The sequence below is a fragment of the Bacillus sp. SA1-12 genome, assembly GCF_000981385.1.
Taxonomy (GTDB): Bacteria; Bacillota; Bacilli; order Bacillales; family Bacillaceae; genus Metabacillus.
In genome coordinates, this window is sequence record NZ_LATZ01000131.1 from 131,686 (window position 1) to 153,730 (window position 22,045).

Genomic DNA, 22,045 nt, shown 5'->3' on the forward strand with positions numbered 1-22,045 from the left:
CATCATCTAGGTCGATCTGATGTAACAAATCCAAATGAGGCATGGTCCTGGAGCGGTATCCAAGCACCGATTCCCTGTGAGGTAACATTTTTAACAACAATGCTTTTCTTGTTGCCTCTTAAAACTAAGTAAACTTCTCCGTAAGTAACCTTTCCTTTTTCATTCACAGCAGGTGCATAAGCATATAAATACCCCAATTTTTTGGGAGGGATATTATATACTTGATCTTTCTTTGTTCCAGCACCAATAATTGTCTCAAAAGCAAGCGGTAAATTTGTTTTTTTCATCGCCTTAAGCAGCATCATTTTTTTCACATGCTCTGCTTCCGGCACCTTTGCCGTTAACCCGCCTTTGACAGATTTTTGTGCCTCCTGCTTATAATGAACCTGAACCGGTCCTAACCCGCCTCGGTTATCTTGGAAATTTGTATTGATCTTTTGATATTCCCAATTAGTCGCTGTTTCAGTTGATTCATAATTTAGCGCCCATTCTCCTAAAAAAATCGTTGCCCGATAACCAAATGCTAACGGTGCATCAGCAATCGTGGTTTCATTTAGGATTCTAATTAAATCTGGGTTTTCAATTGGTACATCTGATCCTTCAATCAAGCTTCTAGAAAACTCACTTGGTTGAAGATATGGCAAATCCTGAGTAGGATTTGGATAGGTATTTTCCTTCGATATCTCCATAACCGAGCCTGGCATTTTAGGCTTTTGTTGTTTTCCTTCTGCTAGCGCAGCACTTGAAAAACTAAATGATAAAAGCAATACTACAGAAACGAGCAACCACTTTTTCATACTTTCTACTCCTTTCATCATGCTTATCCATAGTGTTTTCAAGTGTTAATTTGTTTATCCAAGATTTTTATCTTTTGATTAACATTTCATATTTTCTTGCAATAGGGATGTTGATTAATTGAATAAAAGGTCCAATTAAAAAGGTAATTAAAATGGTTCCCGCTCCTATCGGTCCTTGCATAAGAAAGGCAAGAATCAGCGCGCATACCTCTCCAATCGTCTTCCCAACCATGAAATTTAAGTGAAACCGCTCATGCAATGAGATCATTAATTGATCGATCGGGTTTGCTGGAAAATCTGTTTGCAAATACATTGAAACTCCGATCGCTATAAAAACGATCCCTCCCAACAGGGAAAGTACCTGATGGAGAAGAAAATCAAATTCAATATTTCTCATCATGACCATTAGCCAAAAATCAACTGAAAAACCTATAAGTAAGATCGTGATAAGTGCAAGTAATTTAGGTTTTCCCTTTACAATAAATGCATTTAAAAACATCAAGAGAATTCCAATAATAATGACCCAGCTGCCTACCGTTAATCCTATGGCATTGGAAAGGCCGACATTTAAAGCATCCCATGCACCAGCTCCTAGTTCAGCCTTAATCGTGAGGGTAACGCCAAGCCCCATTAAAAAAAGCCCAATCACATAAAATAAGATCCTAATTTTCATTGTTACGTTCCTTTCTGCAAATACTATACAATATGCGGACAATTCATACTTTAAGACAAGTCTTATAAGAAAAGCGAAAGCGCCTCACTCAGCCACTAAAAAAAAGAACACTTCAATCTAGTTGCAGATCCTAGCCGCTCAGGGAAGTAAGATAAAAATGTACCTTCTCTAACCTGGTCGTCTTATTTAAGACTCATGTTATAATGCATGAGATAAAGCGAGACTTCGTACCTTTACTGAAAGCTCCCCATTAACGTGAAATAAAAAATAAGAAGATTTGGGAGATGCCCCGGACGTTGCGAATCATAAACGCGACATCCTATGACTTCACTTCCTTTTCTTCGTAGCTAGACACCAAAGGTTAAGCACAAAAATTATAATTTTCTTTAAATTAAAACGTTTACAAACAAACAAAGATATTGTATCATAAATACATACGATAGAGTGTCCCTAGAATTTTGATAATGCATTTTGCAAGCGTTACCAATTTCTCTAGTTATCTGTTTCGTCCTACACAATTTGATGGCTCTGTGCATTTGCACAGAGTTCTTTTTTTCTGAAATGAAAATGGCCCCGCACTGCGGAGCCAGACATGTTTTATTCATTAAAGCAAATAGAATCCAATCCCCATTATAATATACGCAGCTAATAAGGTTGCCCCTTCAAACCAGTTTGTGTCTCCATCATTTGTAATAGAGATTGTTAATAAAACCGCCGTGGCCATTGAGATTAACTCAGGCATTGTAAAGACAAGCGGCATCTTTTGAGTAAAAAGCAGCGATATGAGCACAAGTAATGGTGCAACAAACATCGCGATTTGTAAGGTTGAACCAACGGCGATCTCGACAGCAATATTCATTTTATTTTTATAGGCCATAATGATCGCAGAGGCATGCTCAGCAGCATTCCCAACAATTGCTACGATTATAACCCCAATGAATAGCTCTGACCAGCCGAAGCTCTCACCAACAGATTCGAAGGTATGTACGAGATTTTCTGAAACATAGGCTACAGCAACTGTTGAAAGTAATAAGATGATCAAAGCCTTTCTCTTAGTCCATTCTGGCTCCTCATGCTCTTCCACGACATCTGTTTTATGTTGGTAGACCCCGCGATGAGTGACAAGCTTAAACAGTAATGCCGCTAAATATAAAATGATTAAGATAACAGATATCCCGATACTTAATGATAGAGTTTGAGTATCATTCATTTCCATTGAAAAGACCTCAGGAATGACAAATGCTACAATAACAGCAAACATTAAAAGCCCTGAATTATGCCGCGCATCATAAATACTAAACTCCTGGCGCTTAAACTTTAAGCCCCCAACAAAAAAGCTTAATCCTGCAACTAACAGGAGGTTCCCCAGTACTGATCCCGTCAAAGAGGCTAATACAACCCCTATTAAACCTTCTTTTAATGCAAAAATAGAGATAATCAGCTCAACCGCATTCCCAAATGTTGCATTCAATAATCCGCCAATTCGAGGACCGGCTACAATGGCCAAGCTTTCCGTTGCCCTGCCCATGAAACCTGCTAATGCAATAATCGTTAAACAATAGACGCCAAACATGATCACTGATGGCCAGTGGAAAATACTCCCGATAATCGAAAGCGGTAAACCAATTAATACGATAAGAGTAAAAATTCGATTTGCCAATTGCTCTCACCTTTCCTTATATAGAATGATTTCCTCTCTACCTAAGAAATACCTCTTTTCCACAAATTAAAAACCTATACTCTAAATCGTATTACAAATAATCCTTTTTAGATTCCATAATGTGGATAAAAATGAGCATACAGGTAGTTTATGTCATAAGAAGTGAGTTTATCCATTCATTTTATTTTTGAAAGGTGTTGACGAACTTAGCCCTCTAGCACAAATGTCTCTTCAATCTCAATGCTGCCCTTTACTGATTGTGCCATCGGGCAATTTTTACTCGCTAACTCAACTGATTTTTGTATTTTCTCAGAATCTAAGTTCTCTCCTTTAATCCGGTAATGAATCTGGATTTTTTCTATTCGGTTTGCTTTCGCTTCATTGCGTTCAACTTTTGTCAAAATAGTTAAATCTTTAATCTCCATTCTTTTTTTCATTAAAATTTTCCTTAATACGCTGCCGCTGCATACAGCGATTGAAGCGGCCATAAGCTGATAAGGGCGGTGGCCATAAGCCTCTTCCCCAGCTACATGCAGCTCACCATATTCTGTTGTTGTATAAAAGCCAGTTTCCTTCATTTTAAATTCCATTTTTATTTCCTCCGTTTTTAGTTAAATTGTATAGGAAAAACAACTTTATAAAAAGATAGCAGGGTATTTTGATTCTTGAATTATTCCTTATTTCATAATAATATTCAAAGGTAACCTACATTTAGAATTAGAGGTATTATATATGACTAAGCAGTCTGTTCGATTTTGGATTCTCGTTTCAATTGTCGGTATATCGGGATTTAGCCAGGGTATGCTTCTTCCTTTAATTGCCGTTATTTTTGAAAATAACGGAGTCTCTTCAGCATTAAATGGTTTAAATGCAACGGCATTATATATTGGTATATTATTAATTTCACCGTTCATGGAATATCCGCTTAGAAAATTTGGTTTTAAGCCAATCATTATTTTTGGCGGTGCGATCGTTGCTGTGTCACTTGGATTATTTCCTCTTTGGGAGTCATTTTGGTTTTGGTTTGTTTTACGGCTATTGATTGGGATTGGCGATCATTCCTTACATTTTGGAACACAAACATGGATTACCACATTCTCACCAGAAAATAAACGAGGCAAAAACATCTCCCTATACGGGTTATTCTTTGGTGTGGGATTTTCTGTTGGTCCATTAATGACCCCGTTAATTGCCATTCATGAAGCATTGCCTTTTATTATCTCTTCTGTGCTTTGCTTTATTGGCTGGTTCTTTCTCTTTCTTTTAAAGAATGATTATCCTGAACAAACTATTGAAGTAAACACAGTGAAGGAATCATTAAAACGGTTTCGGCATGCTTTTAAATTTGGCTGGGTCGCTTTTCTGCCTCCGCTTGGTTATGGTTTTTTGGAATCATCATTGAACGGCAGCTTCCCCGTATATGGCTTGCGAATCGGTCTTGAAGTCTCAAGCATATCTGTTTTATTGTTTTCCTTTGCGATCGGTGCTATTGTCTTTCAGCTGCCCCTAGGTATGCTAAGCGATAAATTTGGCAGGAAACCAGTTCTAATAACCATATTATTCGTCGGAGTCATCAGCTTTACAGCAGCAAGTTATTTAGAGGAGTCTGTTAGCGCCTTATCTGTTTGCCTCTTTATTGCAGGGATGGCCGTAGGCTCAACCTTTTCATTAGGAATCAGTTATATGACAGACCTAATGCCCAAAGATCTGCTCCCTGCAGGTAATCTGCTTTGCGGAGTTGCCTTTAGTGTAGGAAGCCTGGTCGGTCCATATTTAGGCGGAATGTTTATCGAGTTTACCGAAAACATTAGCTATTTTCTCATTATCAGCAGTATGCTGCTTCTCATCTTGTTTGCCATTACCTCGTATAGACCTAAGAGTCTGCAATCTGAATACAAGGAGGAAAAAGTAACTTCTTTTCACTAAGAATTTGAGCTGGCAAATGTCAGCTCTTTTTTAATATGCGCAGGTATTGGTTTCTGCCAGGTAATTGGGATATGTTTTGGACCCCGCCGATATATATCGGGATTACTCGCGCAATTTTCAACCGACAGCCTCTTTTTAGCTGTCTTTTTGGCTTACTTTCTTTTTATGCGAATGACCTTTTTCAGCGATGCCGTCCATTTTTCAGCGCATGAGACTGTCTTTTCGACGCTCCAGCCCAGCTTTTCAGCGGATTAGCTCATTTTATCAGCGAGTTCGGTCATTTTTTCAGCGGCCTCTTCTTTTTTCAGCGAAACAGCTCCATTATCTGCGCTCTCTCCTATTGGCTCACTGCTGTTTTTGGCGATCTTGCCTTTTTATTAGCTCATCAGCGATATATCATGGATTCCAGATAACTACAAAAAACTATTCAAATAATTCAAAAAAATGGTTAACATCTCGAACATTCTGTTATATAATACAATTATAAATAATAAACTGTATCATAACAATAAAGGGGAGATGGTTGAGATGATGAACAGGCAAGAGCGGAAGAATATGATTGAATTCATTAAAACAATGAAGGAGATTGACAAGGAGACACTTCTTTATATGACTGATGAGGATATTGAGCATATTTATAGTACGGTATATAACAGGTTAATGGAGTTTTCGGAATAAAAAACAAGGCTGTCTCAAAGATGAGACAGCCTCATTTTATATTAATGGTAGCCGTTTTGTCCGTTTGCGCTACCGCTTGTTTTATTCTTTGATTTTTGTTTAGAATTTTGCTTTGTATGGCTTCCGCCTTTTTTTGTATGTTTTGTCATTGTAAGTTCCCCCACTTTTCATTGGAAGTAAAGACTTGATGTCTTCACTCATTACTATTCCTCACTAGGGAAGGAGGTATGAGTATAAATAACTGGAATTTAATTAGGCTTCATGCTTCCTTTTATATAACAGTGCGTTGAGCTCTCCGCCTAATATAATGATCATTCCAGATAAATATAGCCAAATCATCAGCACAATGACACCGCCAATGCTGCCATAAGTGGCACTATAGTTTGCAAAATTCGCAACATAATACGAAAAGGCTAAAGATACCGCAATCCAGCCAATTGTTGCAGCTAAAGAACCTGGCAAGCCATCTTTAATATGTAAATGCTTATTTGGTGCTGCATAATAAAGAACGGAAAAGACAAGAAACAATATGATTCCGCTGACCAGCCATCGTAAGGTATTCCATATTGTTAAAAATTCTTGAGAAAACCCAAAGTTCGAAAAGATAAATAATCCGATTTCCCGACCAAACACTGGTAATAATAAGGCTACAACGATGACAAACACCATTGCCACTGTAAGTAAGATGGCCGTACCGCGCGCTACAATAAATGACCTTGTTTCTTCTACATCATAGGCTTTATTAAAAGCCCTAACAATTGCATTGATTCCATTAGAGGCTGACCAAAGTGTTGCAAGAATCCCGAAAGACAGCAGTCCGCCATTTCTTTGATTGATTATTTGGTTTAGTGTTTGCTCAATAACCTCCAATGACTCACCTGGCGCAACATGCTTAATCGTCCCTAACACTTCATCTTGTGAAATCGGTAAGTAGCCGATTAATGTAATTAAGAAAATAAGGAATGGAAACATGGATAGAAGAAAAAAATAAGATAGCTGTGCAGAAAGCCCTGGTACCTCATCACTCGTAAATCTTTGGATTAATTCTTTTAGAAATGAGTTTTCTTTTTGCAATTTACATCACCTCACGCCTATTCTCGTTTTGAAATGAATCGATCCCTCGTCTCTTGAATCATATTTACAACTTGCGGAGTTGTTTCTTTAAGTTCTTTTACCTTTTCATTCACAAAAGAAAGATCCTCTGATACTTCCTGAACTATGTCTTTTGCTTCATCTATTTTCTTCTTTACATCTGTAGTAAGCATTGTTGGCTGTTCAATATATCCTTTAATTTTAGAAGAGACCTTCTTGCCAGATTGAATGACATCTCCGCGAGTACGTTTGTCCAAAAGTGATACAGCTGCACCAATTACAGCGCCTAAAAGCATCCCTGTTAACAGTTTATTTCCGTTTGCCATTTGTTTGTCCCCCCTAATTTAAAAGTTGTGTATCTTTTTGATTTCTTTTAATAAATTTTCACAGCCCTTTTGAACCATTTCATACACTTCATCAAAATTATCCGTGTAGTAAGGGTCTGGAACATCAGCAATCGGATGGTCATCAACATAGTCCATAAGACGCGCGATTTGGCCTGTTTGTTTAAAACCCGCTAATCGTCTAATATTTCCGATGTTTTCACTATCCATGCCAATAATATAATCGAAGCTTGTTAAGTCCTCTTCCATGAGCTTTCTGGCCTTTTGCCCTTCATAAGATATACGATACCTGTCTAGAATCGAACGCGTTCCTTCATGGGGCGGCTTGCCAATATGCCAACTGCCGGTTCCTGCTGAATCAACCGTTACTTTTCCTTCTAAGCCCTCATTTTGAATTAAATGCCTCATAATTGCTTCTGCCATTGGAGAACGGCAGATGTTTCCTAAGCAAACAAATAAAATTTTTACCATCTTATCCTCCTATCAAACTTTACCCATAATTTTATAATTAAAACCGTGATGTGATGCTCCTTATAATCATAATCCTTTTCAGCTTAGTTTTCCTTAATTCAATCTGAAAATGTTGACATGTCCATTCCTTTTATAGAATATTCTTATTTAATAGTTGGATTAATTATTCTATTCATGATGAATTTCATCCTTGTCTCAGCGGCAATGCGGCTCATTCCTACGAAGGCTCTCACAGGACAGCTGGTTGCTGTTGATTTTTCGATGGGCTCGGTTGATCTGTGATCTGAAGGTGAGTAGTTAGCAGAAATGACCACTTGATACAAGTATAAAGGAAGAAATAATAGCACCGGAGAGGAACCGCTTAACCTTAAGATAATTGACAAGTTTTTGCATGCATGTCCTTCATTCATGTTACAATATACATAATTATTGAGAAATGGATTACGATAGGAGTGAATAATGTGAATCTTACAGAAAAGTCGGTTGAAAACGTTGAATACATGATTGAGCAAATTAAAGAAAAGCTAAGAGTTCTTAACCTGGGTGCGATCAAGCCTTCACATTTTGACGAAGAAATGTATGAAGAGCTTAAGGATATTTACGAGCATGTGATGAAAAGAAATTCCTTTAGCCCAAACGAAATGCAAGCCATTGCTGAAGAGCTGGGAAATCTGCGTAAAAGCTAACATTCTCTATTCTGACCTCCCCTAACCTGTCATATGTATGTAAAAAGGGGGAGGTTGTGATGTTAGATTGGTGGTTAGCTACTATAAGTTTAGTCGGATTGCTTCTCATTTCAATTGGCCTTTTTCTTTATACCTTGAAAAATGCAGTCAACGCCGATGACGCCTACCGAATTGACCCTTCACCAAATGAAAATCGTGATGATAAAAAATGAAGTAACAAAAGCGCAAGCTCCTGGAACAGCCAAGAAATAAGCCGATTTAGAATAGTGAGGTGCTGCCTTCTATTCTAAATCGGCTCCTTCTGGCAAAAAGCGCGGCAACAATCGCCATGACTGCACTTGCACGTCCTGTGCTTCAGGGCTGGATGTCGAAGAGCTTATCTAAAGTATAAGAATCTTATCATACAAAAGAGGCTGCGAAACAGCCTCTTTTCTTTTGCCACTGAATCCGCACTCAACCTATCTAAGTAAGATTAGCACGATCCCGATTAAAAACTTCCTCAATATCCTTAATAAATTCAATTACTTTGTTTTCATAGCCTTTCGGGTCTGTATTATATGCTTCTGCATGACCGGCTCGAGGCACTAAGTATAATTTTTTGTTGCCTATTTTTCTTTTAAACATATCTAATGTCATTTGTAATGGAATAAACGAATCTTCCTTCCCATGTATGAAAAGAATGGGTGTTTTCGTTTTCTCCAGCCCTTTAATTGGAGAGATATCTGGGAAGCTCCAGCCATGACGAAGCTTTATGAGAAAGCTAATAATATTGATGAGCGGGTATAGTTTAAGCTTTGTATTCATTTTTAGCTTAAATCTTAAAAGTGATTGAAAGTCACTGAAGGAACAATCCGCAATGCAAAAACGAACACGACGATCACGCTTGCTAATTTCTAATGCAGATGCCGCTCCAAGCGACTCTCCGAGCAAACCAATAAAAGCATTATCTCCCATTCGTTTTGCTAAATAGTCAATCCATGCTTTTAGGTCATCCTTTTCAAAGTAACCATAAGATGTATAATTACCGCCGCTCAACCCATGGTACCTATGGTCGCATAATAGAACATGGAAGCCTCTCTTTTGAAACATCTTTACATATTTAAAGCTGCCAAACAATGACCAAGTAATCCCATGAGCAATGATAATCACCTTTTTGCCTTTTGTAACAGGAAAGAACATTCCATGGAGTTTATATCCATGATATGAATCAATAAACAATTCTTCTTTCACTGTGGAATGAAAGAGTTGATCATCAAACTCGCCCTTCTCGATGCCAAGCTTATAGGTTGTTTCATAAGGAAACCGTTTTGGTAAAAGAAGCAGGCGGCAAAGCAAACCGGCTGTCAGCAAACTGACGAACGTTACTATCAGAAGCGATAGAAAAAGCCATTGCCACATTAACTTCTCCTCCCTTCTAGGCTTTTTTATATCTTATTAAAAAAGCCTGAAGGGTGTGAAACATTTTCAATTTTTCTTATTAGATCGTCCATTGATCATGGACGATCCCAACAATCACCCATTCCCCATCTTTATCCTGTTCAAATACTAAGTTTAATGCCTTCCAATCCATATTCCCGTTCTCTTCCGTACCCTTTATATAATATTCAACAGTATGTGAGCCAGGGAATACCTCAGCCAAATTTCTCTTCATATTACCTCTTGGTACCTTCGGATCAAACACAACTTCGTCAGCTTGATCGAACTGGTCGTTATAAATATATTTTTCATAATAATCACTCGGTTTTAACTCTATCGGTTCCCCGCTGCCATCCTGAATTCCCCAAGTATAGGTTTGTGTATCTTGGAAAAACCCTTTCATTTTTTCGCTATCAAATGTAATCGCTTTATCTTCTACAAAAATATACGGTGAAAATAATACACCTTTCTCTTTATGGATATAACTTGCAAGTTTATCCCTATTTTTCTCCTTTAACGCCTGTAACACCTCCTCTGACTTTTCCAAGATAGTTTCCTGTGGATCAGCTTCAGATTGATCCTCCTGGTTGCCTTCTTCCCTTTCTGCTTGCTCTGTTTCTGAACCTTCATCTTGACCTTTGTTTTCCTCCACTTGTTTATTGTCCTCATTGATCCGCTCATTATCTTGTTCAGCTGCATACCCACAAGCAGAAATTGTCATAAACACGGCAAAAAGCATACATGTAAAAAATGAATTTTTCATTGTGGCCCTCCTCCTTGTTTATTTAAATAGAATTAATCATTCATACCAATACGTTTACCTTTGTACAAGATGTATGTGGAAAAGCATTACTTCATCACAATTAAATTACCCTTGCCTTTGCAGAAGGAATCCTGAAAATTGGCGTATCATTGGGATGCGCGCTTCTTTCTATGCCATTTTCCTTATCTATTATTAAGTGAAATGTCACTAAGCCTTATTTTCACAAGTAGTTAATCCATGTTCTCCTCCTAGGTACTTTTCCTTTGGACTCGGATTCGTTCATTAACAATGTACTTTAACAAAGCAAATAAAAAAGAAAAGCAGATGGACATATTTCGATTCATCCTCTGCTTCTTTCGCTGCTTGGCTAACTTCTTTACTTATTTTTACACCAAATAAAATAATAGACTTAACCAAGAAGGCAATATTTAATCAAAGCGCTGATTCCCATTTTCTTAAAAAGACGACAATAAAATAACTCATTTTGTTTTTCAATCCTATCGCACTTTTTCGTTAAAAGTACGAGGAAGGATATCACGTTTTCCAATTGCGAATTCCTTTTAAAAAAACGATGTCCTTTTACTTTTTAAAACGATCTAATATCTTTTCTTTATAAAAAGCCGATGCAGGTGAATCAAGGGCTTTCCTCTTGTTTAAGATGGCTTCCAATTTCAGTTGCTTTTCATGTTTTTTGTTAGAAAGAATCTGTTTATAATCACTATTGTCACAGGCAGCAAGCAAATCTTCAATTCTCATTAATTCTTCCTTTAAGCGGTCAACATCATTCAACATCTTGGAATTTTTCAATACCTTATAGGCGACGCGAAGATCTTCAGGAATATGTGATAAGTCTTCCAGCTTCAGCGGTTTTCCTTGTCCTGGCAAATGATCAAACTCTCCCTCTTCTATTGCTTTGCGGATTTTATCTTCAGCAATAATGGAAAAAACGTCCATATGATCACCCTCCTTATTTTAAGTATAGCTCTTTTAAATCATTTTAGCATTCAGCTAATCAGGTTTAACTCCCATTCTATGGTAAAATGAATCTATTGTATTTCGGGACCCGAAAGAGTATGATGAGAACGAATCTAACAAAAAATTGAGGTACTAACATGAGACTAAAGGATTGGGATTATAACCTTAAAGTTCGATTATTTGGGGAAGCCTTGATGAACATCACCTACTGGATGTTTTTCCCTTTTCTCACCATTTTTTTCGCTGATGCTTTTGGGAAAGAGAAGGCTGGACTGCTGCTTATTTTTTCGCAATTATTCTCTGTTCTTGCCAATTTAATGGGGGGCTATTGTGCTGATCGCTTTGGTCGTAAAACAATGATGGTGTTCTCATCTTTTGCTCAAGGCGTGGCCTTTCTGCTCTTTGCTTTTTCAAATTCACCTTGGTTTGATTTACCCATTCTCGGTTTTATTTGCTTCACTTTAGCCGGTATATGCGGAGCTTTTTATTGGCCTGCTTCACAGGCAATGGTCGCAGATGTTGTAGAGGAAAAAGATCGCAGCAGTGTATTCGCGATCTTTTATACATCGATTAATATTGCTGTTGTGATAGGACCGATTTTAGGAGCGATCTTCTATGTTCAACACCCGTTTGAGGTCTTGTTTGTCGCTGGAACTGTTTGTATCTTTCTTTCTGGCTTACTTGCAAAACTCACTCGCGAAACTGCACCTGTTTTTCAAGTCGCTGGGAAAACAACCTCCGGAAAATGGTATGACACCATCATACAGCAGCTTAAAGACTATCGAATCATTTTTAAGGACAGTACATTTTCACTCTTTATCATAGCAGGGGCTCTAGTTGCTCTCACTTTCATGCAGCTTGATGTAATGATCCCCGTCTATATTACAGATGTTGTCCAGCAGCAGAACGTCTTATCCTTCGGAGATTGGTCCTTAACCTTGAATGGTGAGCAAGCATTTGGTGTCGTCCTTTCGGAAAACGGTCTGCTGGTGGCTATCTTTACAATTGTTATCACAAAATGGATGAGCAAGTATCAGGAACAAAATGTTTTTATTGTTTCTTCTCTTGTGTATGGATTGGCTATTGCTGCATTCGGAATTTCAGAGTCAATATGGATCTTTATCCTCGCAATGGGCTTATTTACTTTTGCAGAGCTTATGACAGCAGGAATTCAGCAGACATTTGTGTCAAAAATTGCACCTGAACATATGCGGGGACAATATTTTGCCGCATCAAGCCTAAGGTACACAATTGGCAGAACAATCGCACCGATTGCCATTCCAATGTCACTTTGGTTTGGCTACACCATGACATTTTCGGTTCTTGGCGTTTTGGCATGTGTTAGTGCAGTTCTTTATTATATGATGTTTCAAAAACTGGCTAGAAAAACGAGTGGTCACATTGATCTAGCATTAAAGTGAGACTTCCATCAGTAGGCGGTCTTCCTACTGATGATTAGCGAAACTTATCGGATCTTTACGGGCAGTTTACCACTGCTTTCTAAACTGACCAGGCAATAGTTCATTTAAGAATTACTGCCCGTTAAGATGGGGTAAAGTGAGACTTCCCGTTAAGAGTGGGATAAAAAGAAGGAAGGCCTTAAAAATTGGCCTTCCTTCTTAATCCCCCTGTTCAATCTCTTCAACAAGCAAGGATAATTCTTCCCAGCGTTCCATTGCTTCTTCTAATTTTGCTTCGGTTTGTTCTTGTTCCTTATACAATTCCTGTACTTTGCCTAGATCACTTCCAGCAGCAGCAATTTCCTGCTCAAGCTGCTCCTTTCTTTCTTCTAAACCGGCAATTTTATCTTCGATTTGCTCCCATTCCTGCTGTTCTTTGTAAGAAAGACGTTTTTTCTTCTCTTTTTTATAAGCCACTTTTTCAGTAGTCGCATCATGTTCCTGTTGTATGTCTTGCAGTTTACTTACCTCTAAATAGTCGGAATAACTGCCTTGGAAACGGCTTATTTGTCCATTTTTTTCAAAAACAAGCAAGTGATCAATAACACGATCAAGGAAATAACGATCATGTGATACCGTCAAAACAACCCCCGGAAATTGATCTAGGTAATCCTCTAATACACTGAGTGTTTGTGTATCAAGGTCATTTGTAGGCTCATCAAGGAAAAGTACATTTGGCTCTTCCATTAAAGTCTTTAATAAATAAAGGCGGCGTTTTTCTCCGCCAGACAATTTACGAATATACGTCCACTGTGCTGCACGCGAGAATAAAAAGCGCTCAAGCATCTGTTCAGCTGTAATGACCTGTCCATCAATTGTATGAACAATCTCTGCTGTTTCTTTAATGTACTCAACTACACGAAGATTGCCGTCCATTTCTTCATGCTCCTGTGTATAAAAGCCAATTTTCACAGTTGTTCCTACATCAATGGATCCTTTATCAGCTGGTATTCGACCTGCCATGATATTGAGGAGCGTTGATTTCCCGCTGCCATTTGGTCCAATAATTCCCAGTCTTTCTCCTGGTGTCACTAAATAGCCAAAATCATCGATCAGTTTTTTGTCATCATACACTTTCGAAATATGCTCCAGCTCTAATACCTTTTTCCCTAAGCGTACCGATCCAATCGCAAAGTCAAGATCCTTGCTTGCAGCCGGTCCCTTTTGCTCTTGCAGCTCCTCCACTCTTCCAATCCGCGCCTTTTGCTTGGTTGACCTTGCTTTAGCGCCGCGGCGCAACCATGCGAGTTCACGTCTTAATAAATTCTGTCTCTTTTCTTCAGCCTGCTCAGCATTGATTTCTCTTTCCGCTTTCTTTTCAAGAAACACTTCATAATTTCCTGAATATGTGTATAGCTTTCCTTGATCAAGTTCAAAAATTTGATTGGTTACTCGATTTAAAAAGTAGCGATCATGGGTGATTAGCAAGATTGAACCTTTATACTGAGCTAAAAATCCTTCCAGCCATTCAATCGTTTCATTATCAAGGTGGTTTGTAGGCTCATCCAAAATTAATAAATCTGCAGGTTGAATAAGAGCTTTGGCAATCGCAACACGTTTCTTTTGACCACCGGAAAGATAAGTGGTTTGCTTCGTAAAATCTGTGATTCCAAGCTTCGTTAAGACGGTTTTCGCAACCGTATTTGCTTCCCAGGCATCATGCTGGTCCATTTTTTGCTGCATAGCCATTAATAGCTTCAGCTTGGCATCATTTTCTGGATCCTTCTCAAGATCACTTAACGCAAGCTCATACTCTCTCATGACCTGCATGATCGGGGCATCCCCGTAATAGATTTGTTCTAATACCGTCAATCCTTCCGTCAGTTCAGGATCCTGTGGTAAATATTCAATCCGGATTGAATTGGAATGTGTCAGTTCACCAGAATCTGCTGATTCTATTCCAGCGATCACTTTTAATAAAGTAGATTTCCCTGTTCCATTTACACCAATTAGACCAATTCTCTGTCTTGGAGCGATCGAAAAGGAAATATGATCAAATAAAACCTTTTCGCCGTATGTTTTATATAAATTTTCAACTTGTAAAATACTCATTGTTTATCCTATCCTTCTAAAAAGTATGGTTCTATTGTATAGCAAAACATGTATTCTATGCTAAAGAAAATGCCTAAAGGATGTTTTTCCTCTCTTAAAATGTGGTATTACCAACTATAAAAGTAAAGGCGGGTGATAGGTATGAAAGAAACAGATAAACCACAGAGAAAAGAAACGGACCATCCTGAGCAATATAAAACGGAGAATAAAACTTTATTTGAACGCTATAAAAGTGAACAAACGGTAGACCCGATTCCAATGGAAGACCTAAAAAAGGAAAGACGCGAGGAAAAACAAAAACATAAAACGAAACAAGACTCAGCTAGTGAAGAAAATTACAAGTAAATGCAACTGTCTTATGACCATGGGCCAGACCCCTCTAACGCATTATATCAGATCTAAAGCAGCCTAAATTTCCTATATCTGATATATACGGGCGGGGTCAGATTCTTTTTGAGACAGTCTTTTTCCCTTATTAAAAAACCTCTTTAGGCAATCTCCTGATCGATTTCCTCATAATATGGCTTTAAGGAGTGAAATATCACTGTTTCTACTATATTAGTTTCAATACCACTTAAAATAGATCTGGCATACCGCCAAGCATTTTCTTCAATTCTAAGAGAAATTTTATCTCTTTCAACTTGGGTCGGACATTCATCAAGCTGATCACATAATTCCTCCAGCTCCTGATCCTCCGCATGACCTAATTCATGGGCTGTAACAATCGTAAGATAATCTAAAAAATATTGATCTGTTGCAAACAGCTGCTCACACTGCTTTTTTATTTCATTAAGATATAACGTAATTGTATGAGTACCTAGATGATACTTCCCCCCTACAAGGCGGCCATCAGGAAACGCTGATTCAACTATCACATCTGCTGAAGAACCAGATCGTAGCAAAAGCTGATTGATGACCGAATCAATAACTCTTTGCTGCAATGTATTCCTACCTTCCTTTCAACTTAAATATCTCTATCTCTCTTCTTCCATCATCTCATATTTATGCCCAATATTATATCGTTATTTATCTTTTTACGATATTGATTTTTCCTTTTTTAACCTGTAAAATCAAACTGTATTAATTATATTAATACAGTTAATACGAAGGGGGTTACTCATGTTTCAATTAGATGTAAGAAGCAGGAAGCCCATTTACGAACAATTAGTAGATAAGATTAAGGAACTCATTATTAATCGAATATTAAAGCCTGATGAACAGCTTCCGTCTGTTAGGATGTTATCAAGTCAATTAACCGTTAATCCAAATACGATTCAACGGGCATATCGCGAACTTGAAAATCAAGGCTATCTTTATTCAATTAAAGGAAAAGGCAATTTTGTTGCAGCAATTGAACAAATGCCCAATGTAGAAAAGCTGGAAGAATTAAAAACAGATATTAAAAGGTTAATCGCTGAAGCCATCTACCTTGGATTAACAAAGGAAGATTTATATGTACTTTTTCACGAAGCCAATCAACAAACAAAGGGGGTAAACAGTGATGATCGAGGTTCATTCCGTTAGTAAAAAATACAATAAAAATGATGCTGTAAAGGACCTTACGTTAACAGTTAATAAAGGTTCTATCTATGGACTGCTCGGCTCAAATGGTGCTGGGAAAACGTCACTTTTAAAAATGATCGCTGGAATTAACCGTCAGGATAGTGGAACCATCAAAATTGATGGTGTTTCAGCCTACGAAAACACAGCGATTAAGGAACGTGTTGTCTTTATTCCGGATCTCTTATATTTTTTTCCGCAAATAACGGTTGCCCAAATGGCTGCACAATATAAAGAATATTATCCGAGTTGGAACCAGCAACGGTTTGAACAGCTAAAACCGGCATTTAATATCGAATTGGAAAGAAAAGTCCACCGCTTGTCTAAAGGAATGAAACGTCAGGTTGCTTTTTGGCTTGCCTTGTCAGCAATGCCGGATGTATTAATTTTAGATGAACCGATCGACGGACTTGATCCTGTCATGAGGCAAAAAATTAAAAATCTGCTCTTTCAGGATGTTGCTGAACGTGAGATGACTGTTTTGATTTCCTCCCATAATCTTCGTGAAATTGAGGACCTTTGCGATCACGTTGGAATTATGCATAAAGGCCAAATCATTATTGAAAAGGAAATCGATGATCTGAAATCGGACACTCATAAAGTCCAGCTGGCACTTTCTGATCCTACACATGAAGACCATCTTTTGACTAAGCTGAACATCCTTCATCAAGAAAAAAGAGGCAGCGTACTGCTTCTAATTGTTAAAGGAAAGGAAGAAGAGATTAATAAAGTGATTCATTCAACAGAGATCATTTTATATGATTTACTGCCTTTAACATTAGAAGAGATATTTATTTATGAAATGGAGGATGTGGGCTATGAGATCGAAAAAATCCTTCTTTAAGATTGGCATCATAAAACAGGATATGCGTCAGCATGGCTGGATCAGCTTGATCTATTTTCTATTATTATTATTCACCGTCCCTCTTGAGCTTATGCAATTAGCGTCCAGAGAAAATGTCCTTTTCGAAGACTATAAAAATTATTTTTTTATTAATACAGAGCTGCAGGTGCTAATCTTGCATTCTATCCCTGTTGCGGCAGGTTTAATTCTCTTCCGATACCTTCAAAATGAGGCATCTGTTGATATGGTTCACAGCCTGCCAATTCGAAGAGAGACAATATATGTCAGTCATATTCTAAGCGGATTACTGTTACTGTTAGTCCCAATTGTCCTTACATCAATTGTCCTATTTTTTGTAACGAATTCTATTGTAGAATTCCATTCGATTTTAACATTTCAAAAGCTTCTGTTCTGGACAGGACTTATGATCTTAATTACCAGCATGGTGTTTATCTTTACCGCAGCCGTTGGAATGATCACAGGTATGTCAAGTGCCCAAGCTGTATTGACCTATATTTTTCTGTTTTTGCCGTTTGGACTGGTGACTCTAGTAAGCTATAATCTTTCTTTTTTTCTGTTTGGCTATTCTTCTTATTATACTGAGCAAAAATTAACTTATTTGTCTCCATTTATGCGATTTTTTGAATTATGGACTACTCCGAAGCCATTTTCTATCATTGAGGTAGTCATTTACACCATTTTAACGATTGGCTTCTTCTTAATTGGCATGGGTCTTTACAAAGCAAGGCATTTGGAAAAAGCAACAGAAGTGATCGCCTTTCCGATTCTCAAGCCTGTGTTTAAATATGGGGTAACATTTTGCAGCATGGTCTTTGGCGGTTCTTATTTCTCTGCTGCAGGATCACTTCATTGGAATTGGATCTTATTTGGTTATTGCATTGGAGCATTGCTAGGTTATGTAATCGCTGAAATGATTCTTCAAAAATCATGGAGAATTTTCCATTTCCGATTGTTCACTGGATTTATTTGCTACAGCATCATTTTTATTGTGCTATTCGTTGGTATTGAAACGGATATTATTAACTATGAAAAGAAGCTGCCGCAAATGGAACAAATTAATGGAGTATATTTCGGCAATAAATACGAAGTGCAAGAACAGATGTCAAAAAATTCAGATGTTTACTCAAATTCTAAGCCATATATACAGGATGTTCGAAATTTGCATGAGTACATTATCAGTCAGCAGGAATTTCTTGAAAATGACCTAACAAATCAAATGGATAGCCAGGAGATGATGATTAGCTATAGATTAAATAATGGAAAGCTATTTACACGAGAATACAAACTACCAGCAAATCTTGTGACGGATCAAGTAAAGCCTGTAATGGAAGCCGAGGATTACAAATTAAACCTCCGAGAGTATACACAATTACGTGAGGATATTACAGCCATTCGCGTTATCCCAAATGGACCTGCTGGATCATTCGTCACGATTACAAATCGAGAGGAAATCACTGAACTTACAAGCATACTCAAAAAGGAAATCCTCTCGCAAACCTTTGAGGAACTAACAAGCCCGATAAGTCCATGGGGATATTTTGAGCTTTCAACCAAATCGGTTAAAGACAGACACCAATTTGAAGGATATTCAATTAGCTGGAAAAAATCATATGATGCCATCTCAGCCTGGCTTGATCTACATGGCTATTTAGATGATGCTCGAATAACTAGTAATGAAATCGCAAATGCCGAAATCACGAAAATAAACAATATTGAAGCACAGGAATACTACAGTGCAGATGAACTTTTTAGATTAGGTGAACAAGCAATCTCGGTTAAAGATCAAAATATGATTTCTTCACTACTTGAAAAATTCACTGATCAGCCTGAAAACCAAACATATTTTATTAAATTTACCTTAAAAGACGGAAATGAATGGTATGGAGCTATTCCTGAAAACGTTGTTCCAGAAGAGGTAAAAAATAAATTGAAGTAAGTTTAGATGTTTTTTCCTATAATTGTATTTGAAAAGGCTGACCTTTCATAAAGGTCAGCCTTTTACTTACTTTTTATTCACTTGTTTTCCGCTCTTCTTCTGACTTTGATGATTGCTGTTTCCTATTTGCATATCATTGCCTAGCTCAATATCATTTCTTGCACTTTGTTTTGCTAATTGTTTACTGGTCTGGTCTGTATTTTGTTTTCCTTGTTTGGACATGATGTAACCTCCTTTTTATATCTTTTTTAATATGTACGTTTGAAGGGAAATTCTTTCAAACTTTTAGAGAAATCAAAAAGGGCTGACTTTTAAAGTCAACCCTTTTTGATTAAGAAGCTTGATCCTGGTCTGTTTGCTTTTTATATTCCTTTTCCCAAAAATCTGCATTTTTGATCCCCAATGCTTTAGGGTTAAATACAGGATCTAATCCTTGCTTTCTTTGCTGTTCATAATCCTTTAATGCCACCAAGGCCGGTTTTGCCAACAATACAATCGCAATAACATTAAGCCAAACCATTAGCCCTAATCCAGCATCTCCTAATGCCCAAGCCAATGTAGCAGTTTTTACAGAACCATAGAACGATGCTGCGATAATGATCAATTTTAGGATAAACGCAGCTACTTTCATATTTTTGCCACGAGCAAGGTAGGCAATATTTGTTTCGGCGATATAGTAATAGGCCATAATCGTGGTAAAAGCAAAGAAGAATAGCGCTACTGCAACAAATCCGGCTCCAAATCCAGGAAATACGGAATCGATTGCTGCTTGTGTAAAGCCTGGTCCCTCTACTTCTTTCCCTAAATTATTAACAATAAATGATCCATCTTCTGCTTGTGTATTATACATTCCCGTAATTAGGATCATAAATGCAGTTGCTGAACATACAAGCAATGTATCAATATAGATTGAGGCGGCCTGTACTAATCCTTGTTTTGCCGGATGAGAAACCTCAGCTGCCGCAGCTGAATGAGGTCCAGTACCTTGACCTGCTTCATTAGAGTATAATCCGCGCTTTACTCCCCATGAAATCGCCATCCCTATGATCCCGCCAAAGGCAGAATCTAAAGCAAATGCACTTCTAAAAATAAGTGATAAAACTGCAGGTAATTCTGAAATATTTATAAGTACAATAGCAATAGATAATAAAATGTAACCTAACGCCATAAATGGTACAATAATTTGAGCAGCATTTGCAATCCGCTTAACACCGCCAAAAATAATGAAAGCTAATAAAAGCACGATAACCAAACCTGTTATAGCAGGAGAGATACCAAACGCATTCTCCACACTTAATGCAATTGAATTTGATTGAACACCAGGCATTAATATTGCCATTGCGATAATCGCAGCAAAGGCAAAAAGAACCGCAAACCATTTGATTCCTAGCCCTTTTTCAATAAAATAGGCAGGCCCCCCCCGATATTGCCCATCCTGTTTCACTTTATAAATTTGCCCCAATGTGGACTCAATATAAGAAGTAGACGCACCTAGAAAAGCAATTGTCCACATCCAAAATACTGCACCTGGCCCCCCAAAAGCTATGGCAGTAGCAACGCCTGCTATATTACCTGTTCCAACACGTCCAGATAACGCCATTGAAAGTGCTTGGAAAGAGGATACTCCAGCTTCTGAGCTTTTACCCTGAAACATGAGCCTTATCATTTCTTTAACATGCCTTACTTGCAAAAAGCGTGTTAAAAAAGAAAAAGTTAATCCCACGATAATTAATATGTAGATTACAGGTGTACTCCAAAGGATTTCATTTAAGCTAGTAACAAATTGCTCCATACTCTTTACCCCCTTGTCATAAATATTAGAATTTTCTATCTTTTAAAATTATAATCAATATGTTTCTATAACACAATAGTGATGTTAGGAAATCTCACATTTCATTTTATTATAAAAAAAATAATTGAGAAATTAGGTAACATACCTTCCGAAATAATGCATATACAAACTCATATGAAATTATGTTAATATATTTTTTTTATTTCTTTCCTTTTATATTAATATAATCGTTTAAAGGATTACTATATTAAAGGATCAGTTAGGCTGGCTGTTGATTTCTAATCCATATTCGCTTTTCAAGGGATCTAAAATCTTTAGTTTTCAACCTTTTACTCCAATCATCATAAATACTTAACGGTTGAATATATTGCATTTAGAGTTTAAAAGAAACCAATAATACCAAAACCAAGACATCGATAATTTATTTGGCTCTATGAATGGTTTTTATCGATCTGAATGAAATGAGGAGAGTTGATTGAAAAAATTAATTAGTATTAGCCTGGCAAGTAAGTTAATAATCTCAATTAATTCATTAGCGCTTTTGATGCATGTCCTGATCCTTTTAAAAATTATGCCATATCATTTTGTGTGGGGAGGTCAATTAAAGAGTGAGTCAGATGTAATTGTCTTTGAAAGTATATCGATTATTGTGCTAACACTATTTATTTCAATTATTGCTGTAAAAGCAGGATATGTTTTCAAAGGAAAGTTCAAAAGAACCGTGAATGTCTTTACATGGGTATTGTTTGGACTTATGGTGCTCAATACTATTGGCAATATCGTTTCAAGTTCTGGCTTAGAAACAATGGTAATGACTCCAATAACTAGTTTGCTCGCACTATTGGTATTCAGATTGGCAATCGAAAAATAAGTTTTCAAAAAACTGAAAATAAAAACAG

Annotated in this window: 24 protein-coding genes; 10 read left to right on the forward strand and 14 right to left on the reverse strand. The window is 37.4% G+C overall.

Annotated elements, in window-relative coordinates; translation table 11 throughout:
• Nucleotides 1-2 precede the first annotated feature (2 nt).
• The 4 genes from WQ54_RS28035 to WQ54_RS28050 form a co-directional block, all read right to left on the reverse strand.
• The gene (locus WQ54_RS28035) at nt 3-797 is read right to left on the reverse strand and encodes a YfkD famly protein (protein ID WP_046589584.1); all 795 of its coding nucleotides are present in this window, start codon (nt 795-797) and stop codon (nt 3-5) included.
• A 67-nt stretch (nt 798-864) separates the two neighbouring features.
• A complete protein-coding gene (locus WQ54_RS28040) occupies nt 865-1,470 on the reverse strand; it encodes a YitT family protein (RefSeq protein WP_046589586.1) in 606 nt (201 codons plus the stop codon).
• A 604-nt stretch (nt 1,471-2,074) separates the two neighbouring features.
• Nucleotides 2,075-3,130, reverse strand: coding sequence for a calcium/proton exchanger (gene cax, locus WQ54_RS28045; RefSeq protein WP_046589588.1), 1,056 nt, complete (start codon nt 3,128-3,130; stop codon nt 2,075-2,077).
• A gap of 206 nt (nt 3,131-3,336) precedes the next feature.
• Nucleotides 3,337-3,720 carry an OsmC family protein gene (locus WQ54_RS28050; RefSeq protein ID WP_046589590.1) on the reverse strand — a complete coding sequence of 128 codons (384 nt, stop codon included), beginning with the start codon at nt 3,718-3,720 and terminating at the stop codon, nt 3,337-3,339.
• Nucleotides 3,721-3,862: 142 nt separating this feature from the next.
• Between WQ54_RS28050 and WQ54_RS28055 the strand changes: the two genes are divergently transcribed.
• Complete coding sequence (locus WQ54_RS28055) at nt 3,863-5,056, forward strand: MFS transporter (RefSeq protein WP_046589592.1); 1,194 nt, start codon at nt 3,863-3,865, stop codon at nt 5,054-5,056.
• 528 nt (nt 5,057-5,584) lie between these two features.
• Nucleotides 5,585-5,734, forward strand: coding sequence for a BH0509 family protein (locus WQ54_RS28060; RefSeq protein ID WP_197089683.1), 150 nt, complete (start codon nt 5,585-5,587; stop codon nt 5,732-5,734).
• Between the two features lie 252 nt (nt 5,735-5,986).
• On the opposite strand, the gene WQ54_RS28065 is transcribed toward WQ54_RS28060, so the two are convergent.
• The 3 genes from WQ54_RS28065 to WQ54_RS28075 are packed head-to-tail and all read right to left on the reverse strand — an operon-like array spanning nt 5,987 to nt 7,641.
• Nucleotides 5,987-6,808, reverse strand: a complete 822-nt coding sequence (locus WQ54_RS28065) for a YihY/virulence factor BrkB family protein (protein WP_046589593.1) — start codon at nt 6,806-6,808, stop codon at nt 5,987-5,989.
• A gap of 17 nt (nt 6,809-6,825) precedes the next feature.
• Nucleotides 6,826-7,152, reverse strand: coding sequence for a YtxH domain-containing protein (locus WQ54_RS28070; RefSeq protein WP_046589595.1), 327 nt, complete (start codon nt 7,150-7,152; stop codon nt 6,826-6,828).
• Between the two features lie 18 nt (nt 7,153-7,170).
• Nucleotides 7,171-7,641, reverse strand: a complete 471-nt coding sequence (locus tag WQ54_RS28075; protein WP_046589597.1) for a low molecular weight protein-tyrosine-phosphatase — start codon at nt 7,639-7,641, stop codon at nt 7,171-7,173.
• 461 nt (nt 7,642-8,102) lie between these two features.
• Between WQ54_RS28075 and WQ54_RS28080 the strand changes: the two genes are divergently transcribed.
• Nucleotides 8,103-8,327 (forward strand): DUF1128 domain-containing protein, encoded by a 225-nt coding sequence (locus tag WQ54_RS28080; RefSeq protein ID WP_046589599.1) that lies wholly within the window; start codon nt 8,103-8,105, stop codon nt 8,325-8,327.
• Between the two features lie 59 nt (nt 8,328-8,386).
• Nucleotides 8,387-8,539: a hypothetical protein gene (locus WQ54_RS34030; protein WP_156178210.1), complete on the forward strand. Its 153-nt coding sequence runs from the start codon at nt 8,387-8,389 to the stop codon at nt 8,537-8,539.
• Nucleotides 8,540-8,789: 250 nt separating this feature from the next.
• On the opposite strand, the gene WQ54_RS28085 is transcribed toward WQ54_RS34030, so the two are convergent.
• The 3 genes from WQ54_RS28085 to WQ54_RS28095 form a co-directional block, all read right to left on the reverse strand.
• Complete coding sequence (locus WQ54_RS28085; protein WP_046589601.1) at nt 8,790-9,725, reverse strand: alpha/beta hydrolase; 936 nt, start codon at nt 9,723-9,725, stop codon at nt 8,790-8,792.
• A 79-nt stretch (nt 9,726-9,804) separates the two neighbouring features.
• Nucleotides 9,805-10,506, reverse strand: a complete 702-nt coding sequence (locus tag WQ54_RS28090; RefSeq protein WP_052738019.1) for a hypothetical protein — start codon at nt 10,504-10,506, stop codon at nt 9,805-9,807.
• Between the two features lie 579 nt (nt 10,507-11,085).
• Nucleotides 11,086-11,460: a DUF1992 domain-containing protein gene (locus WQ54_RS28095; RefSeq protein ID WP_046589604.1), complete on the reverse strand. Its 375-nt coding sequence runs from the start codon at nt 11,458-11,460 to the stop codon at nt 11,086-11,088.
• A 158-nt stretch (nt 11,461-11,618) separates the two neighbouring features.
• Here WQ54_RS28095 and WQ54_RS28100 point away from each other — a divergent pair, with 158 nt between their 5' ends.
• Complete coding sequence (locus WQ54_RS28100; RefSeq protein ID WP_046589610.1) at nt 11,619-12,902, forward strand: MFS transporter; 1,284 nt, start codon at nt 11,619-11,621, stop codon at nt 12,900-12,902.
• Between the two features lie 198 nt (nt 12,903-13,100).
• Here WQ54_RS28100 and WQ54_RS28105 read toward each other — a convergent pair whose 3' ends face one another.
• Entirely contained in the window at nt 13,101-14,993 is a 1,893-nt protein-coding gene (locus WQ54_RS28105) for an ABC-F family ATP-binding cassette domain-containing protein (protein WP_046589611.1), read from the reverse strand.
• Nucleotides 14,994-15,134: 141 nt separating this feature from the next.
• Here WQ54_RS28105 and WQ54_RS28110 point away from each other — a divergent pair, with 141 nt between their 5' ends.
• A complete protein-coding gene (locus WQ54_RS28110; RefSeq protein ID WP_046589612.1) occupies nt 15,135-15,338 on the forward strand; it encodes a hypothetical protein in 204 nt (67 codons plus the stop codon).
• A gap of 143 nt (nt 15,339-15,481) precedes the next feature.
• On the opposite strand, the gene WQ54_RS28115 is transcribed toward WQ54_RS28110, so the two are convergent.
• Entirely contained in the window at nt 15,482-15,934 is a 453-nt protein-coding gene (locus WQ54_RS28115) for a hypothetical protein (protein ID WP_046589613.1), read from the reverse strand.
• A 178-nt stretch (nt 15,935-16,112) separates the two neighbouring features.
• On the opposite strand from WQ54_RS28115, the gene WQ54_RS28120 reads away from it, so the two are divergent.
• From WQ54_RS28120 to WQ54_RS28130, 3 genes are read left to right on the forward strand one after another with little or no spacing between them, the layout of a single operon-like run.
• A complete protein-coding gene (locus tag WQ54_RS28120; protein WP_046589614.1) occupies nt 16,113-16,517 on the forward strand; it encodes a GntR family transcriptional regulator in 405 nt (134 codons plus the stop codon).
• Complete coding sequence (locus WQ54_RS28125; protein WP_046589616.1) at nt 16,495-17,397, forward strand: ABC transporter ATP-binding protein; 903 nt, start codon at nt 16,495-16,497, stop codon at nt 17,395-17,397. Before WQ54_RS28120 ends, WQ54_RS28125 begins: the two co-directional genes overlap by 23 nt.
• Nucleotides 17,372-19,354 (forward strand): ABC transporter permease, encoded by a 1,983-nt coding sequence (locus WQ54_RS28130; protein WP_046589618.1) that lies wholly within the window; start codon nt 17,372-17,374, stop codon nt 19,352-19,354. Before WQ54_RS28125 ends, WQ54_RS28130 begins: the two co-directional genes overlap by 26 nt.
• A gap of 66 nt (nt 19,355-19,420) precedes the next feature.
• Here the strand turns inward: WQ54_RS28130 and WQ54_RS34445 are convergent, their stop codons facing one another.
• Both WQ54_RS34445 and WQ54_RS28135 read right to left on the reverse strand, forming a co-directional pair.
• On the reverse strand, nt 19,421-19,576 hold the full coding sequence (locus tag WQ54_RS34445) for a hypothetical protein (RefSeq protein ID WP_197089684.1): 156 nt from the start codon (nt 19,574-19,576) through the stop codon (nt 19,421-19,423).
• A gap of 109 nt (nt 19,577-19,685) precedes the next feature.
• On the reverse strand, nt 19,686-21,146 hold the full coding sequence (locus WQ54_RS28135; protein ID WP_046589620.1) for a sodium:alanine symporter family protein: 1,461 nt from the start codon (nt 21,144-21,146) through the stop codon (nt 19,686-19,688).
• 475 nt (nt 21,147-21,621) lie between these two features.
• Here WQ54_RS28135 and WQ54_RS28140 point away from each other — a divergent pair, with 475 nt between their 5' ends.
• Complete coding sequence (locus WQ54_RS28140) at nt 21,622-22,017, forward strand: hypothetical protein (RefSeq protein ID WP_046589622.1); 396 nt, start codon at nt 21,622-21,624, stop codon at nt 22,015-22,017.
• Nucleotides 22,018-22,045: the final 28 nt, after the last annotated feature.